Origin of the sequence: Staphylococcus sp. HMSC068C09, from assembly GCF_001813735.1 — a bacterium.
GTDB classification, from domain to species: domain Bacteria; phylum Bacillota; class Bacilli; order Staphylococcales; family Staphylococcaceae; genus Staphylococcus; species Staphylococcus hominis.
In genome coordinates, this window is the sequence record NZ_KV813753.1 from 189,144 (window position 1) to 204,419 (window position 15,276).

General features: G+C 30.6%; 18 protein-coding genes. 15 read left to right on the forward strand and 3 right to left on the reverse strand.

What is annotated here, in order from left to right; genetic code table 11:
* Nucleotides 1–40: 40 nt before the first annotated feature.
* Entirely contained in the window at nt 41–427 is a 387-nt protein-coding gene (locus tag HMPREF2930_RS03365; RefSeq protein WP_002449897.1) for a rhodanese-like domain-containing protein, read from the reverse strand.
* 150 nt (nt 428–577) lie between these two features.
* Here HMPREF2930_RS03365 and HMPREF2930_RS03370 point away from each other — a divergent pair, with 150 nt between their 5' ends.
* On the forward strand, nt 578–1,408 hold the full coding sequence (locus HMPREF2930_RS03370) for a lipoate--protein ligase family protein (RefSeq protein ID WP_017176246.1): 831 nt from the start codon (nt 578–580) through the stop codon (nt 1,406–1,408).
* Between the two features lie 51 nt (nt 1,409–1,459).
* Here HMPREF2930_RS03370 and HMPREF2930_RS11745 read toward each other — a convergent pair whose 3' ends face one another.
* Together HMPREF2930_RS11745 and HMPREF2930_RS03380 are read right to left on the reverse strand one after the other, a co-directional pair.
* On the reverse strand, nt 1,460–1,675 hold the full coding sequence (locus HMPREF2930_RS11745; RefSeq protein ID WP_017176247.1) for an SA1362 family protein: 216 nt from the start codon (nt 1,673–1,675) through the stop codon (nt 1,460–1,462).
* Between the two features lie 16 nt (nt 1,676–1,691).
* Nucleotides 1,692–2,273 (reverse strand): putative periplasmic lipoprotein, encoded by a 582-nt coding sequence (locus HMPREF2930_RS03380; RefSeq protein WP_017176248.1) that lies wholly within the window; start codon nt 2,271–2,273, stop codon nt 1,692–1,694.
* Nucleotides 2,274–2,373: 100 nt separating this feature from the next.
* On the opposite strand from HMPREF2930_RS03380, the gene HMPREF2930_RS03385 reads away from it, so the two are divergent.
* The 14 genes from HMPREF2930_RS03385 to HMPREF2930_RS03450 all read left to right on the forward strand — a co-directional run.
* Nucleotides 2,374–3,432, forward strand: coding sequence for a M24 family metallopeptidase (locus HMPREF2930_RS03385; protein WP_017176249.1), 1,059 nt, complete (start codon nt 2,374–2,376; stop codon nt 3,430–3,432).
* Between the two features lie 27 nt (nt 3,433–3,459).
* Nucleotides 3,460–4,017 carry an elongation factor P gene (gene efp, locus HMPREF2930_RS03390; protein WP_002449752.1) on the forward strand — a complete coding sequence of 186 codons (558 nt, stop codon included), beginning with the start codon at nt 3,460–3,462 and terminating at the stop codon, nt 4,015–4,017.
* 258 nt (nt 4,018–4,275) lie between these two features.
* Nucleotides 4,276–4,752 carry an acetyl-CoA carboxylase biotin carboxyl carrier protein gene (gene accB, locus HMPREF2930_RS03395; RefSeq protein WP_002449862.1) on the forward strand — a complete coding sequence of 159 codons (477 nt, stop codon included), beginning with the start codon at nt 4,276–4,278 and terminating at the stop codon, nt 4,750–4,752.
* Nucleotides 4,752–6,107: an acetyl-CoA carboxylase biotin carboxylase subunit gene (accC, locus tag HMPREF2930_RS03400; protein WP_017176250.1), complete on the forward strand. Its 1,356-nt coding sequence runs from the start codon at nt 4,752–4,754 to the stop codon at nt 6,105–6,107. Before accB ends, accC begins: the two co-directional genes overlap by 1 nt.
* Before the next feature lie 12 nt (nt 6,108–6,119).
* A complete protein-coding gene (locus tag HMPREF2930_RS03405) occupies nt 6,120–6,479 on the forward strand; it encodes an Asp23/Gls24 family envelope stress response protein (protein WP_017176251.1) in 360 nt (119 codons plus the stop codon).
* Nucleotides 6,480–6,511: 32 nt separating this feature from the next.
* Complete coding sequence (gene nusB, locus HMPREF2930_RS03410) at nt 6,512–6,898, forward strand: transcription antitermination factor NusB (RefSeq protein WP_017176252.1); 387 nt, start codon at nt 6,512–6,514, stop codon at nt 6,896–6,898.
* A 20-nt stretch (nt 6,899–6,918) separates the two neighbouring features.
* Nucleotides 6,919–8,256 (forward strand): exodeoxyribonuclease VII large subunit, encoded by a 1,338-nt coding sequence (gene xseA, locus HMPREF2930_RS03415; protein WP_017176253.1) that lies wholly within the window; start codon nt 6,919–6,921, stop codon nt 8,254–8,256.
* Nucleotides 8,249–8,479 carry an exodeoxyribonuclease VII small subunit gene (locus tag HMPREF2930_RS03420; RefSeq protein ID WP_017176254.1) on the forward strand — a complete coding sequence of 77 codons (231 nt, stop codon included), beginning with the start codon at nt 8,249–8,251 and terminating at the stop codon, nt 8,477–8,479. Before xseA ends, HMPREF2930_RS03420 begins: the two co-directional genes overlap by 8 nt.
* On the forward strand, nt 8,457–9,338 hold the full coding sequence (locus HMPREF2930_RS03425; protein WP_037541048.1) for a polyprenyl synthetase family protein: 882 nt from the start codon (nt 8,457–8,459) through the stop codon (nt 9,336–9,338). The genes HMPREF2930_RS03420 and HMPREF2930_RS03425 overlap by 23 nt, the downstream gene beginning before the upstream one ends.
* A 261-nt stretch (nt 9,339–9,599) precedes the next feature.
* Complete coding sequence (gene ahrC, locus HMPREF2930_RS03430; protein ID WP_002449839.1) at nt 9,600–10,052, forward strand: transcriptional regulator AhrC/ArgR; 453 nt, start codon at nt 9,600–9,602, stop codon at nt 10,050–10,052.
* A 15-nt stretch (nt 10,053–10,067) separates the two neighbouring features.
* Nucleotides 10,068–11,741 (forward strand): DNA repair protein RecN, encoded by a 1,674-nt coding sequence (gene recN / locus HMPREF2930_RS03435; RefSeq protein WP_017176256.1) that lies wholly within the window; start codon nt 10,068–10,070, stop codon nt 11,739–11,741.
* Nucleotides 11,742–11,884: 143 nt separating this feature from the next.
* Nucleotides 11,885–13,309, forward strand: a complete 1,425-nt coding sequence (gene lpdA, locus HMPREF2930_RS03440) for a dihydrolipoyl dehydrogenase (RefSeq protein ID WP_017176257.1) — start codon at nt 11,885–11,887, stop codon at nt 13,307–13,309.
* Between the two features lie 13 nt (nt 13,310–13,322).
* A complete protein-coding gene (locus tag HMPREF2930_RS03445) occupies nt 13,323–14,324 on the forward strand; it encodes a thiamine pyrophosphate-dependent dehydrogenase E1 component subunit alpha (protein WP_017176258.1) in 1,002 nt (333 codons plus the stop codon).
* Nucleotides 14,317–15,276 (forward strand): alpha-ketoacid dehydrogenase subunit beta (locus tag HMPREF2930_RS03450; protein WP_070597242.1); only part of this gene is annotated, 960 nt, incomplete at its 3' end. The genes HMPREF2930_RS03445 and HMPREF2930_RS03450, both read left to right, overlap by 8 nt.

Sequence of the window (15,276 nt, forward strand, 5' to 3'; positions counted from 1 at the left end):
AAACTCTCAAGAAATTTCTTGAGAGTTTTATTTCTGATAATTATTTTTTAGTTTTAATTTTACCAGTCCATTTTTTATAGCCGCCTTTAAGCATGTATAAATCTTTATATCCATTTTTTTTCAAAATGCGAGCAGCACGATAACTGGCAATACCATTTGCATCACAAAGATATACAGGTTGATCTTTACGTAAACCTTGAAATCTTTGTCTAAACATAGATATTGGAATATTGCGAGCACCATTAATATGACCATAATCATAATCAACTTTTTCACGTACATCAATGACTTGAGCTTTTCTTAAACCTTTATGAAATTCGTTTTGATCTAGTTCAGTTACAGCTCGTCGATTAAGAAAGAAATTTCCAACCATGTAAAGGATTATTAAAACTATAATTATTAATGCTATAATCAAAGATACATTCATATTGCATCCTCCCTAATTAACCGTTATTATTAATTATAAAGGTGTTAGCTCAATTTATCAAAAATTTTTTATTGTTTCATATTTCTAATACATTCTAAAGTAACATTAACGTTGAATTTATATAAATTAAGTTGTGATTGGAGTTTTTATATGACTGAAACATGGAATTTTATCAATACTGGGAGCCATGATCCTTATTATAATATGGCAATGGATGAAGCCTTATTAAATTTTGTTTCAAGAGGGGAAATTGATCCTGTAGTTAGATTTTATACTTGGAATCCTGCTACCTTATCTGTAGGTTATTTTCAAAGATTAAAAAAAGAAATTGATATCGATAAAGTGAAAGAAAAAGGATTTGGTTTAGTTCGCCGTCAAACTGGTGGTAGAGGCGTTCTACATGACAAAGAATTAACATATAGTGTTATCGTACCTGAATCTCATCCAAATATGCCTTCTACAATTACTGAAGCCTACCGTGTCATTTCAGAAGGACTTTTAGAAGGCTTTAAATTATTAGGATTTGATGCTTATTTTGCTATTCCACGTTCTAAAGAAGAGAGAGAAAAATTAAAACAACCAAGAAGTGCCGTTTGCTTTGATGCCCCAAGTTGGTATGAATTGGTCGTTGAAGGACGTAAAATTGCAGGTAGTGCACAAACACGTCAAAAGGGTGTTATTCTTCAACATGGGTCACTACTTCAAGATGTAGATGTAGACGAATTATTTGATATGTTTATTTTTAAGAATGATCGCTTGAAAGAAAAAATGAAAAAAGCTTTTGTAGATAAAGCTGTAGCAATAAATGATATATCAGATAGACACATCTCTATTGAAGAAATGGAAAAAGCATTTGAAGAAGGATTTAAAAAAGGTTTAAATATCGAATTTAAACCACTATCTCTAACTGAAAATCAATTAGCCGAAGTAAAAGTTCTTGAAGAAAAATATCGTTCAGAAGAGTGGTTATATAAAAAATAGATATAAAACAAGGAGGCTTAAGAGTACTAATACTCTTGAACCTCCTTGTTTTTATTTTCTTTGTCTTTTTTTATATTTTCGGACTGCTCTTCGATATTTTCTCTGATCTTCTGTAAGGAAGAAGAAATAATAGATAAAGTAAATAATAAGAGCAATCATTATAAGTGTGAAAATTGTTTTCATGAACGACATTACAAAAATATTTAGATTTAGCAGTAAACCTATAGCTGCTATAATTAAAACGAAATAAAATATAATATTTTTCAACTAAAAAACTCCTATTTTATGAACTACTAGAAACATTAATTTGTGATAACTTCATCTTACCTTGATTTATTTTCTTTTTATTGTTAGATTCATAGCCATTTTTAATATCTTTAAAAGCAGATTGAAGATTTTTGTTTATTTGTTTAATAGTTTTATCTTCGTTAGTATTATCATTTGATATATTACTTTTATCTGTATCACTTTTATATTTGCTGTAGGCATCATCTATATCATTTGATAATGAATTTAGCTTTTCAAGATTTTGATTTTTATCATCTTTTTTAGTTTTATTTAAATCAAGTTGATTAAATTTATCGATAATCTTAGCAATATCTTGATAATAATTTGAAGAAGCTTGTAAAAAATTAGCTTCATTATTATTATCAACAGTTTTAGATACATTCTTTTTATCTTTATTTAATGCTTCTAACTGAGATTTTTGATTATTTATATCTTGATTTAGTTGTTGAATTTTTAATTTTAAATTATGATTCTCATCTCTTAAATTGGTTGTTTTATCTTCTAAAGGTCCTAAATTTTGAGAGCCACAGCCAACCAAAAACAAAGAAGCTCCTAAAATCGTTAATAATCTTTTCATGTAAATCTCCCTAAATCAAAATATCTTTAATATTTTAAGTATGTTATTATTTTAATGTATATAATAAAAATGTACAAACGTTATACAAGGAGTGGGTTAAATGGATAAATTAGCTAAAGTTCGTCATATATTAAAAAGTGAAAATCTTGATGCTCTTGTTATATTATCTGACTATAATAGACGTTATATTTCTGATTTCACTGGAACAAGTGGCGCTTTAATCATTTCTAATAATGAAAATAAGTTGATTACAGATTTCCGTTATATTGAACAAGCCACAAATCAAGCCACTCACTTTGAAATTGTAAATCGACGTAGTGGGATTATTGATGAGATAAAAGAAATTATAAAAAACAAGCAGTATAAAACAGTAGGTTTTGAAGGTCATTTAGTTAGCTATGATACGTTTCAAGAATTAAGCCAAATTGATACGAAGTACGTAAGTATAGGCAATGCCATTGAAAAAATTAGAGAAATTAAATCACCTGAAGAAATCGCTAAAATAAAATATGCGGCTAAGATCGTGGATGATACTTATAACTACATTTTAAATATTGCAAAAGTTGGAATGACTGAAAGAGAGTTAAAAGTATTGCTTGAAAGTAAAATGTTAGAACTAGGCGCTGATGGTCCATCATTTGATACAATCGTTGCTTCTGGTTATAGAGGGGCTTTGCCTCATGGAGTTGCTAGTGATAAAGTAATCGAAAAAGGTGACATGATTACTCTTGACTTTGGTGCATATTATAGAGGATACTGTTCAGATATTACTAGAACATTTGCGATTGGTGAACCTGATAAAAAATTGAAAGAAATCTATAATATCGTGCTTCAATCTCAAATAAAGGCAATTGAAGAAATCAAGCCAGGTATGACAACTAAGGAAGTTGATGCATTATCTAGAGATTATATTAAAGCACATGGTTATGGTAATGAATTTGGTCATTCTTTAGGTCATGGTATTGGTTTGGATATTCATGAAGGTCCAGTATTATCTAAAAATACTAATGATACAGTTCAAGTTAATAATTGTGTTACTATTGAACCAGGTATTTATGTAGATGGTCTTGGTGGAGTGCGTATAGAAGATGACATTTTAATTACTGAAAATGGGTGTGAAGTCTTTACTAAATGCACAAAAGACCTTATTATTTTATAGTAAGCGTATAATTGAGGAGGAAACTGAATGATTTCGGTTAATGATTTTAAAACAGGTTTAACTATTTCAGTAGATAATGGAATTTGGAAAGTAATTGATTTCCAACACGTAAAACCAGGTAAAGGTTCTGCTTTTGTTCGTTCTAAATTACGTAATTTAAGAACAGGCGCTATTCAAGAAAAAACTTTCCGAGCTGGTGAAAAAGTAGAACAAGCGATGATTGAAAATCGTCGTATGCAATATTTATATGCTGATGGAGATACTCATGTCTTCATGGATAATGAAACATTTGATCAAACAGAATTATCTGGCGATTACTTAAAAGATGAATTAAAATATTTAAAAGCGAATATGGAAGTTCAAATTCAGTCATATGAAGGTGAAACGATTGGTATTGAATTACCAAAAACTGTTGAACTTGAAGTTACTGAAACAGAGCCGGGTATTAAAGGTGATACTGCAACTGGTGCTACAAAATCTGCTACAGTTGAAACCGGTTATACTTTAAATGTACCATTATTCGTTAATGAAGGCGATGTGTTAGTTATTAATACAAGCGATGGTAGTTACATTTCAAGAGCATAATTAATAATTTTAAAAATTTAAATTAAAACAGGTTAATGCATATTTAATTATGGATTAACCTGTTTTTATATAAATAATGAAAAAGAATAATCAATATTTTAGTATCTAAGTTTTAATATAAATTTACTATATTATAATTACTTATATACTTTTTTAATCATAAGTTAGATCTCAGTTAAATGAACACGCTTGAATTGATTTTCACACTCAAGTAAAATAGATGGGTAGATGAAAACTAAGTCGAGGAGTCATTAAATTATGAACTTTAAAGAAATTAAAGAATTAATTCAAATTCTTGATGAATCAAGTTTAACTGAAATTAATATAGAAGATAATAAAGGTAGCGTAGTTAATTTAAAAAAACAAAAAGAAACTGAAATTATTACGCCTCAATATTCACAACAACCAACAGTGATGGCATCTCAACCATCTGTACAAACACCAATGGCAAATGAAATGTCTCAAACTAGTGAAGTAAACCAAGAAAATGAAACGTCAAACTACGAAACAATTAATGCCCCGATGGTAGGGACTTTTTATAAATCTCCATCACCTGAAGAGGAAGCTTATGTACAAGTTGGGGATAAAGTCACTAATGATTCAACTGTATGTATCTTAGAAGCCATGAAATTATTTAATGAAATTCAAGCAGAAGTCACAGGAGAAATCGTTGAAATTTTAGTGGAAGACGGACAAATGGTAGAGTATGGCCAGCCGTTATTTAAGGTGAAATAATGAAAAAAGTATTAATCGCAAATCGTGGTGAGATTGCAGTTAGAATTATTAGAGCTTGTCATGATTTAGGTATTCAAACTGTTGCTATATATTCTGAGGGAGATAAAGATGCATTACATACTCAAATCGCTGATGAAGCATATTGTGTCGGTCCAACTCAGTCTAAAGATTCATATTTAAATATTCCAAACATCCTATCTATAGCGACTTCAACAGGATGTGATGCAATTCATCCAGGTTATGGCTTTTTAGCCGAAAATGGTGATTTCGCTGAACTTTGTGAAGCTTGCCAATTAAAATTTATTGGACCAAGTTATCAATCCATTCAAAAAATGGGTATTAAAGATGTAGCTAAAGCTGAAATGATAGCAGCTAACGTGCCTGTAGTACCAGGAAGTGATGGATTAATTGATTCGATTGAAGATGCTAAAAAAGTGGCTAAACAGATAGGATATCCAGTTATTATTAAAGCTACTGCTGGTGGCGGAGGTAAAGGAATTCGCGTTGCACGAAATGAGAACGATTTAGAAAATGGTTACCGTATGACACAACAAGAAGCGCAAACAGCTTTCGGTAATGGTGGATTATACTTAGAAAAATTCATTGAAAATTTCCGTCATATTGAAATTCAAGTGATTGGTGATCAATTCGGTAATGTAATTCATTTAGGCGAACGTGACTGCACAATTCAAAGACGTATGCAAAAATTAGTAGAAGAGTCACCTTCGCCAATACTTACAGATGAAAAACGTAAAGAGATGGGTAAAGCCGCTATTCGCGCAGCTAAAGCAGTGAATTATGAAAATGCTGGTACTATAGAATTCATATATGATTTAAATGAAAATAAATTCTATTTTATGGAAATGAATACACGAATTCAAGTAGAACATCCAGTTACTGAAATGGTAACCGGTGTAGACTTAGTGAAATTGCAATTAAAAGTTGCTATGGGAGAACCGCTACCTTATAAGCAAGATGATATTACAATAAATGGCCATGCCATTGAATATAGAATTAATGCTGAAAATCCTTATAAAAATTTTATGCCTTCACCAGGTAAAATCACACAATACCTTGCGCCAGGAGGATACGGAGTAAGAATCGAATCAGCATGTTATACAAACTATACGATTCCACCTTATTATGACTCAATGGTAGCAAAATTGATTGTGCATGAACCTACCAGAGATGAAGCAATAATGACTGGGATTCGAGCACTAAGTGAATATTTAATTCTAGGAATAGATACAACAATTCCATTCCATCTTAAATTAATGAATAATGATATTTTTAAATCTGGAGATTATAATACAAACTTTTTAGAAAAGTATAATATTATGGCTGAGAGTGAATAGGAGGATAAAATAATGGTAAATGTAGCAGATTATTCACATGCTAATTTAGGTAAAGTAGAAATTGTACCAGAAGTTATTTCAGTAATAGCAAGTATTGCTGTTTCTGAAGTTGAAGGAGTGACTGGACATTTTTATGAACTAAGAAAGAGTAATATTGAAAAAATAAGTCGTAAAAATTTAAATAAAAATTTAAAAGTTAATACTAAAGATGATGGTATTCATATTGATGTTTATTGCTCTATTAAACATGGAATAAAAATAGCTAAAGTTGCAAGTAAAATTCAGACTTCTATTTTTAATTCCATTAAAACAATGACTGCTATCGAACCCAAAGAAATTAACATTCATATCATGCACATTACAGCTGAATAAATCAAAGTTACCATAATACAAAGGAGTTTCTTATGAGTCGTAAAGAATCAAGAAAACAAGCATTTCAGACATTGTTTCAACTAGAAATGAAAAATACAGATTTAACAATCAATGAAGCTATAAATTTTATAAAAGACGATTATCCAGACTTAGATTTTGAGTTCATTCATTGGCTTGTTACAGGAGTGAAAGATCATGAACAAGTTTTAGATCAAACAATTGAACCAAAATTAAAAGACTGGTCTATACAACGATTATTAAAAACGGATCGTATTATTTTAAGAATGGCTACCTTTGAATTGCTTCATAGTGATACGCCTCCTAAAGTCATCATTAATGAAGCAGTAGAGCTAACAAAACAATTTAGTGATGAAGGTCATTATAAATTTATAAACGGTGTCTTAAGTAATATAAAATAAACATATTTGAGTGATGAATCATGTCAGAATATTTAAGTATCTCTACTTTAACTAAATATATTAAATATAAATTTGATCAAGATCCACACTTACAATCTATCCTCTTAAAAGGTGAACTCTCAAACTTTAAAAAACATTCTAGTGGTCATCTTTATTTTAATGTGAAAGATAAAAATAGTGTGATAAGTGCTATGATGTTTAAGGGAAATGCTTCTAAACTAACATTTGGTCCTAAAGAAGGAGACGAAGTTTTATTAGAAGCTCGAGTTTCAGTTTATGAACGTAGAGGAAATTATCAAATTTATGTTAATAAAATGGAAATTGATGGTATAGGAAATTTATACCAAAAGCTAGAGCAATTAAAAGAAAAACTAAATAAGCAGGGAATTTTTAATCAAAATCATAAAAAAGCAATCCCTAGATTTCCTAAAAAAATTGCTATTCTTACAGCTGATACTGGAGCAGCAATCAGAGATATTCACACTACCATAGATAGTAGATACCCTCTAGTAGAAAAAATATCAATTAGTACATTAGTGCAAGGTATTAATGCTAAAAATGACATTATTGAAAAAATTAAGTATGCAGATACTTTAGGAGTAGATACCATCATTTTAGGCCGTGGAGGCGGCTCTATTGAAGATTTATGGAATTTCAATGAAGAAGAAGTTGTTCGAGCTATATATGAGTGTCATACACCAATTATCTCAGCTGTAGGACATGAAACTGATTTTACTCTTAGTGATTTTGTAGCAGATATGAGAGCAGCAACACCTACTCAAGCTGCTGTTATCGCTACACCAGATCAGTACGAACTCATTCAACAAATACATCAGTATCGATTTTCTCTTACTAAAAGTATTAAACAACTAGTAGAAAAACAACATAAACAATTAGATTATTTGTCATCATATTATAAATTTAAGCAACCTACATTATTATATGATCAACAGATTCAACGAAGAGACGATTTAGAGAAAAAACTAACACAACGTTTAACGTTAAATATTGAAAAAAATAGAAACAATATCACTGTATTGCGTCAACATTTTAATATAAGAAGATTAAATGATTTAATTGTACAATATCAAAAAATGAGCCGTAATAATGAAAATAGATTAATAAATTTAACATATAACTTAATTAATCATAATAAAGCTAATTTAAAAAATAAAATTGAGCAATTAAATCAACTTAGTCCAACTAATACAATGTTAAGAGGATATTCAATTGTTAATAAGGATAATAAAGTCATTACAAGCACACACGATTTAAATGAACAAGATGAAATCACATTATCAATGAAAGACGGTAATATAGATGCTATAGTTAAGAAAGTAAGGTGTGAAGATGAGTAAAGAACAACAAAGTTTTGAAGAAATGATGAAAGAATTAGAAAGTATAGTTCAAAAGTTAGATAATGAAACTGTTTCATTAGAAGAATCTCTTGATTTATATCAACGTGGTATGAAATTATCATCTGCTTGTGACAAAACTTTGAAAGATGCTGAAAATAAAGTAAATCAATTAATCAAAGAAGAAACAAAGGATGAAGATGATGTTGAAGAAATCAATGAATGAATTGATTGAAATTATAAATAATAATCTTGACGGTATTATAAAATCGTCTCCATTAAATACTAAACTAGAGGAAAGTATGCAATATTCACTTGATGCTGGTGGTAAAAGAATTCGTCCAGTGCTTGTATTACTCACTTTAGAAGTGTTAAATGAAAATTATAAAAAAGGGTTACAAACCGCACTGGCATTAGAAATGATTCATACTTATTCACTTATACATGATGATTTGCCTGCAATGGACAATGATGATTTTAGAAGAGGAAAATTAACAAATCATAAAGTGTACGGAGAATGGAAAGCGATTTTAGCGGGAGATGCCTTACTAACAAAAGCATTTGAACTAATTGCAAATGATAAAAACTTAGAAGCTGAAACAAAAGTAAAAGTTATTTCAAGACTAGCACATGATAGTGGCAATCTCGGCATGGTCGGTGGCCAAACCTTAGATATGGATAGTGAGAATACTCCAATAGAATTACATACTCTAGAGCAAATTCATAAGGCAAAAACTGGAGCTCTTTTAAAATTTTCTATTTTAAGTGCTGCGGATATTGCCAATGTAAATGATGAAACTTTAAATACATTAGATTGTTTCAGTGAACACTTAGGCCTAATGTTTCAAATAAAAGATGATTTATTAGATGTTTATGGTGACGAGAAAAAATTGGGTAAAAAAGTGGGAAGCGATGTAGAAAACCATAAAAGTACTTATGTTTCTTTACTTGGTAAATCAGGCGCTGAAGAAAAACTAAAATATCATAAAGATGCTGCAATAGATGCAGTTAATCAATTGAAATCACAATATGATGTTGAACCGCTTCTAGAAATTGTAGATTTATTTTATTCACGTGACCATTAATAGTTAGAGTTTTTCTCTTTAAAGATTACTAAAACAATAATCTTTAAAGAGTTTTTTGTTTTAGTAATCTACTTTTAATGATTTATAATGCATAAATGTATATAAATTTAAATTTAATTTAAATAGAAAATATGATAATACGTATCATAAATAATAATATCTTTCTTCAAATCAACCTTTCTAAAGGATAACTTTAGTAGTAGTTAAAATAACGTTGTGTTAAAATCATTGTATAAATATTCGAAACTAGGAGTGTTCATAATGGCAAAAAAATCTGTAAGACATATAAAAATAAGAGAGATTATTTCAAGTGAACAAATTGAAACACAAGATGAACTTGTAAAACGTCTAAATGAATACGACCTAAATGTTACTCAAGCGACTGTCTCTCGTGACATTAAAGAATTGCAATTAATTAAAGTACCTGCTTCATCAGGACAATATGTATACAGCCTCCCCAACGATAGAAAGTACCATCCTTTAGAAAAATTAGGTAGATACTTAATGGATTCATTTGTAAATATTGAAGGAACAGGAAACCTACTCGTACTAAAAACGCTTCCTGGTAATGCTCAATCTATCGGAGCAATCTTAGATCAAATTGATTGGGATGAAGTATTAGGAACTATTTGTGGTGATGATACCTGTCTATTAATATGCAGAGATGAAGAAGCAAGTCATACAATTAAAACAAGAATTTTCAATTTATTATAAGGATGCGATTAATCTATGTTACAAACCTTATCAATAAAGCAATTTGCAATTATAGATGAACTCGAAATTCATTTTTCTGATGGTTTAACTGTGCTTAGTGGTGAAACTGGATCTGGTAAATCAATTATTATAGATGCAATAGGCCAACTTATTGGTATGCGTGCCTCTTCTGATTTTGTAAGACATGGAGAGAAAAAAGCAATTATCGAAGGGATTTTTGATATTGATAATAGTAAAGAGGCCATTTCAGTTTTAAATGAGTTAGATATTGATATTGATGAAGACTTTCTATTAGTAAAAAGAGAGATTTTTAGTTCTGGAAAAAGTATTTGTCGTATTAATAATCAAATTGTTACACTTCAAGATCTAAGAAAAGTGATGCAAGAACTTTTAGACATACATGGCCAACATGAAACGCAAACGTTATTAAAACAAAAATATCATTTAAAATTATTAGATGATTATGCTGAAAATCAATATAGCCGTGTTAAAGAACAATATGAAACTACATTTAATGAATATAAAGAAAAGAAAAAAGAACTTGAAGAGTTACAGTCTGCTGATCAAGCATTATTGCAACGTCTTGATTTAATGAAGTTTCAATTTGAGGAATTGCAAGAAGCTTCTCTAAAAGAAGGTGAAATTACTCAATTAGAATCTGATATAAAACGAATCCAAAATTCTGAAAAATTAAGTTTAGCATTAAACAATGCGCATGTCACACTTACAGATGAACATGCTATCACCGACCGTTTATATGAATTAAGTAATCATTTACAAACTATTGATGACATTATTCCAGGTAGATTTAAAAAACTTAAAGAAGATATTGATCAGTTCTACTATACCTTAGAGGATGCTAAACATGAACTGTACGATGAAATGTCAAATACTGAATTCGATGAACAATTACTTAATGAATTAGAATCTAGAATGAACTTACTGAATAATCTTAAACGTAAGTACGGTAAAACTATTGATGAACTTATTACTTATCAATCGAAATTAGAAAGTGAAATTGCTAAGATTGAAAATTATGAAGAAAGTACTTCTCAATTAAAAGAAGAAATTGACCTGCTTTATGAAAAAGTAATAAAATATGGACAGTCATTATCAAAGGAAAGACGAATTGTAGCTCGAACGTTACGGGATCATATCGTGGCTGAAATTCAAAATTTACAAATGAAAGATGCTAACCTCGAAATTTCATTTCAGCCCTTAGAAACTCCTACAATAGAAGGAATTGAGTTTGTAGAGTTTCTAATTAGTCCTAATAAGGGAGAACCACTTAAAAGTTTAAATAAAATAGCTTCTGGCGGAGAGCTTTCTCGTATTATGCTAGCGTTAAAAAGTATATTCGTTGAATCAAGAGGTCAAACCGCTATTTTGTTTGATGAAGTTGATTCGGGGGTTTCTGGTCAAGCAGCTCAAAAAATGGCTGAAAAAATGAGAGATATTGCAAAATATATTCAAGTTATCTGTATATCTCACTTACCGCAAGTAGCTTCTATGAGTGATCATCACTTATTAATTAGTAAAATGTCTAAGAATGATCGTACAACAACTCAAGTGAAAGAGTTAAAAAAAGAAGATAAAATTGACGAAATTGCTCGTATGATTTCCGGAGCAAGTGTAACTGAATTAACAAGAGAAAATGCTAGAGAAATGATTGCTCAAAATCATAAATAGTTTATAATTGAATAATTTAAATTAAGGTTGGATGTCGAAAAGAAATAGAACATACTGAGTATAATGTTATTTTTTTATATTCAAATTGTTGATTCACACTTTTCAATTCTAACCTTTAAATCTGATTAATAAGGAGTATCAAAATGTCTGAAAAACAATATGACTTAGTTGTTTTAGGTGGTGGGACAGCAGGATACGTAGCAGCGATTCGTGCTTCTCAATTAGAAAAAAAGGTAGCAATTGTAGAGAAATCATTATTAGGTGGCACATGTTTACATAAAGGGTGTATTCCTACTAAAGCGCTACTTAAATCTGCTGAAGTGACTCGTACTGTTAGACAATCTTCAGAATTTGGTATAGACACAAACGATTTACATATTAATTTTGAAAAAATGATGAATCGAAAAACGGATATTGTTAATCAAATGCATAATGGCGTTCAAAGTTTAATGCAAAAAAATCATATTGATATTTATAATGGTATAGGACGTATTATGGGAACTTCTATATTTTCTCCACAAAGCGGAACAATTTCTGTTGAATACGAAGATGGCAGCTCAGAGTTACTTCCAAATCAATTTGTACTTATCGCTACAGGGTCACGTCCTCAAACATTACCATTTTTAGAAATTAATCATCAGAATATTTTATCGAGCGATGATATATTACAAATTGATACACTTCCAGACAGTATTGCTATTGTCGGGGGCGGTGTGATTGGCCTTGAATTTGCTTCCTTACTAACTGATTTAAATGTAAATGTTAAAGTGATTGAAGCAGGTAAACGTATATTACCTTCTGACAGTAAATCCATTTCTACATTTTTAAGAGATAGTTTAATTGAACGAGGTGTAGAATTTTTTGAGGATTGCCAACTAAGTGAAGAGAATATCATACATAAAAATGATGTCATTCAAATAAATATAAATGAAAAAACTACTATTACAGTTGATAAAATATTAGTTGCAGTAGGTCGTGTACCTAATACAAGTGATATTGGTATTCAGAATACTAAAATTCAATTAGATACTCATGGGTATATCAAAGTAAATGAATTTCAACAAACGAGTGATAAGCATCTTTATGCGGCAGGTGATTGTATCGGAACATTACAATTAGCTCACGTAGCTTCTAAAGAAGGAATCACTGCAGTTGAACATATGTTTAATGATCATCCGCTTCCAGTGAATTATCATTTAATGCCCAAATGTGTTTATACTTATCCAGAAGTCGCATCTATCGGTTTAAATATAGAAACTGCTAAATCTCAAAATATTAAGGCAACAAGTTATAAAGTTCCTTTTAATGCTATTGGAAAAGCAGTTATTGAAGAAACTAAAAATAAACGTGGTTTTTGTGAAATTATATTAAATAAAGATAATGGAGATATTATTGGAATAAGTATGGTAGGCCCACATGTCACAGAGTTAATAAATGAAGTTGCTTTATTACAATTTATGAATGGATCAACATTAGAATTAGGATTAACGACTCATGCACATCCGTCATTGTCTGAAATATTGATGGAACTTGGGCTAAAGGCTGAAAACAGAGCGATCCACGTTTAAAGGAGGAAGTAAAATGATTGACTACAAATCTGTGGGACTTACAGATGAAGATTTGAGAGAAATATATAAATGGATGGACCTAGGACGAAAACTAGATGAACGCCTATGGTTACTTAACCGTGCTGGAAAAATACCCTTTGTAGTAAGTGGTCAAGGACAAGAAGCCACTCAAATTGGTATGGCGTATGCAATGAAAGAAGGAGATATTTCATCTCCGTATTATAGAGATTTAGCTTTCGTTACATATATGGGGATTTCACCTTATGATACAATGTTAGCTTCTTTCGGTAAAAAGGATGACATTAATTCTGGAGGAAAACAAATGCCTTCTCATTTTAGTCATAGAGAAAAAGGTATTTTATCTCAAAGTTCTCCGGTAGCAACACAAATCCCTCACTCAGTAGGCGCAGCATTAGCATTAAAAATGAATCAACAATCTAATATAGCAACTGCTACTGTAGGAGAAGGTAGTTCTAATCAAGGAGATTTTCATGAAGGATTGAATTTTGCTGGAGTCCATAAATTACCGTTTGTATGTGTAATTATTAATAATAAATACGCAATTTCAGTCCCTGATTCATTACAATATGCAGCAACGCATCTATCTGATAGAGCAATAGGTTATGGTATTCATGGAGAAACTGTAGATGGAAATGATCCAATTGCGATGTACAAAGCAATGAAAGAAGCAAGAGAAAGGGCACTTAATGGCGAAGGAGCAACGTTGATTGAAGCTATTACTACTCGAATGACTCCTCATTCTTCTGATGATGATGATACATATCGTTCTAAAGAAGAAAGAGATGCTTTCAAGACATCTGACTGTAATCTTAAATTCAAAAATGAATTACTCGATTTAGGCATTATTGATGAAGATTGGTTAAACGAATTAGATAATGCACATAAATCTATTATAGATAAAGCTACAAAAGATGCTGAAAATGCTCAATATCCAGATGTAGAAGAAACATATCAATATGTGTATGATCCGGAAGGAGATATTTTCAATGACTAAAATGAGTTATATAGAAGCCATTCAAAATGCACAAGACTTGGCTATGGAAAAAGATAATAATATTTTTATATTAGGAGAAGATGTAGGACGAAAAGGTGGTGTATTCGGTGCTACACGTGGTTTGCAAGAAAAATATGGAGAACTGCGTGTAATTGATACGCCTTTAGCAGAATCAAATATTATCGGTACTGCAATTGGTGCAGCAATGCTTGGCAAACGCCCTATAGCTGAAATTCAATTCGCAGATTTTATTTTACCAGCAGTTAATCAAATTATTAGTGAAGCTGCTAAAATGCGATATCGTTCTAATAACGATTGGCAATGTCCTTTAACTGTTCGTGCACCATTTGGTGGTGGCGTACATGGTGGTTTATATCATTCTCAAAGTATTGAGAGTATCTTTGCGTCTACACCTGGATTAACAATTGTAATTCCTTCAACTCCATATGATGCGAAAGGTTTATTATTATCTTCAATTGAATCAAATGATCCAGTATTATTTTTTGAACATAAAAAAGCATACCGATTTTTAAAAGAAGAAGTACCCGATTCTTACTATACTATCCCTTTGGGTAAAGCTGATGTTAAACGTGAAGGTGATGATATTACAGTTTTCACTTATGGTTTATGTGTTAACTATTGTATTCAAGCAGCCGATATTTTAGAGGCAGATGGCATTAATGTTGAAGTAGTTGACTTAAGAACAGTTTATCCATTAGATAAAACAACGATTATTGAACGCGCTAAACGAAATGGTAAGATTTTGCTTGTAACTGAAGACAACCTTGAAGGTAGTGTTATGTCTGAAGTTTCAGCAATCATAGCCGAACATTGTTTATTTGAATTAGATGCACCAATTATGCGGTTAGCTGGTCCTGATGTTCCATCAATGCCATTTTCTCCTAACTTAGAAAATGAAGTAATGATGAATCCTGATAAGATATTAAAAAAA

Coding starts and splice junctions, on each gene's coding strand:
- HMPREF2930_RS03370 (WP_017176246.1), top strand. CDS start 578: ATGACTGAAACATGGAATTTTATCAATACTGGGAGCCATGATCCTTAT.
- HMPREF2930_RS03445 (WP_017176258.1), top strand. CDS start 13,323: ATGATTGACTACAAATCTGTGGGACTTACAGATGAAGATTTGAGAGAA.
- recN (WP_017176256.1), top strand. CDS start 10,068: ATGTTACAAACCTTATCAATAAAGCAATTTGCAATTATAGATGAACTC.
- HMPREF2930_RS03380 (WP_017176248.1), bottom strand. CDS start 2,273: ATGAAAAGATTATTAACGATTTTAGGAGCTTCTTTGTTTTTGGTTGGC.
- HMPREF2930_RS03425 (WP_037541048.1), top strand. CDS start 8,457: ATGTTGAAGAAATCAATGAATGAATTGATTGAAATTATAAATAATAAT.
- HMPREF2930_RS03385 (WP_017176249.1), top strand. CDS start 2,374: ATGGATAAATTAGCTAAAGTTCGTCATATATTAAAAAGTGAAAATCTT.
- efp (WP_002449752.1), top strand. CDS start 3,460: ATGATTTCGGTTAATGATTTTAAAACAGGTTTAACTATTTCAGTAGAT.
- ahrC (WP_002449839.1), top strand. CDS start 9,600: ATGGCAAAAAAATCTGTAAGACATATAAAAATAAGAGAGATTATTTCA.
- HMPREF2930_RS03420 (WP_017176254.1), top strand. CDS start 8,249: ATGAGTAAAGAACAACAAAGTTTTGAAGAAATGATGAAAGAATTAGAA.
- HMPREF2930_RS03365 (WP_002449897.1), bottom strand. CDS start 427: ATGAATGTATCTTTGATTATAGCATTAATAATTATAGTTTTAATAATC.
- accC (WP_017176250.1), top strand. CDS start 4,752: ATGAAAAAAGTATTAATCGCAAATCGTGGTGAGATTGCAGTTAGAATT.
- xseA (WP_017176253.1), top strand. CDS start 6,919: ATGTCAGAATATTTAAGTATCTCTACTTTAACTAAATATATTAAATAT.
- HMPREF2930_RS03405 (WP_017176251.1), top strand. CDS start 6,120: ATGGTAAATGTAGCAGATTATTCACATGCTAATTTAGGTAAAGTAGAA.
- accB (WP_002449862.1), top strand. CDS start 4,276: ATGAACTTTAAAGAAATTAAAGAATTAATTCAAATTCTTGATGAATCA.
- nusB (WP_017176252.1), top strand. CDS start 6,512: ATGAGTCGTAAAGAATCAAGAAAACAAGCATTTCAGACATTGTTTCAA.
- lpdA (WP_017176257.1), top strand. CDS start 11,885: ATGTCTGAAAAACAATATGACTTAGTTGTTTTAGGTGGTGGGACAGCA.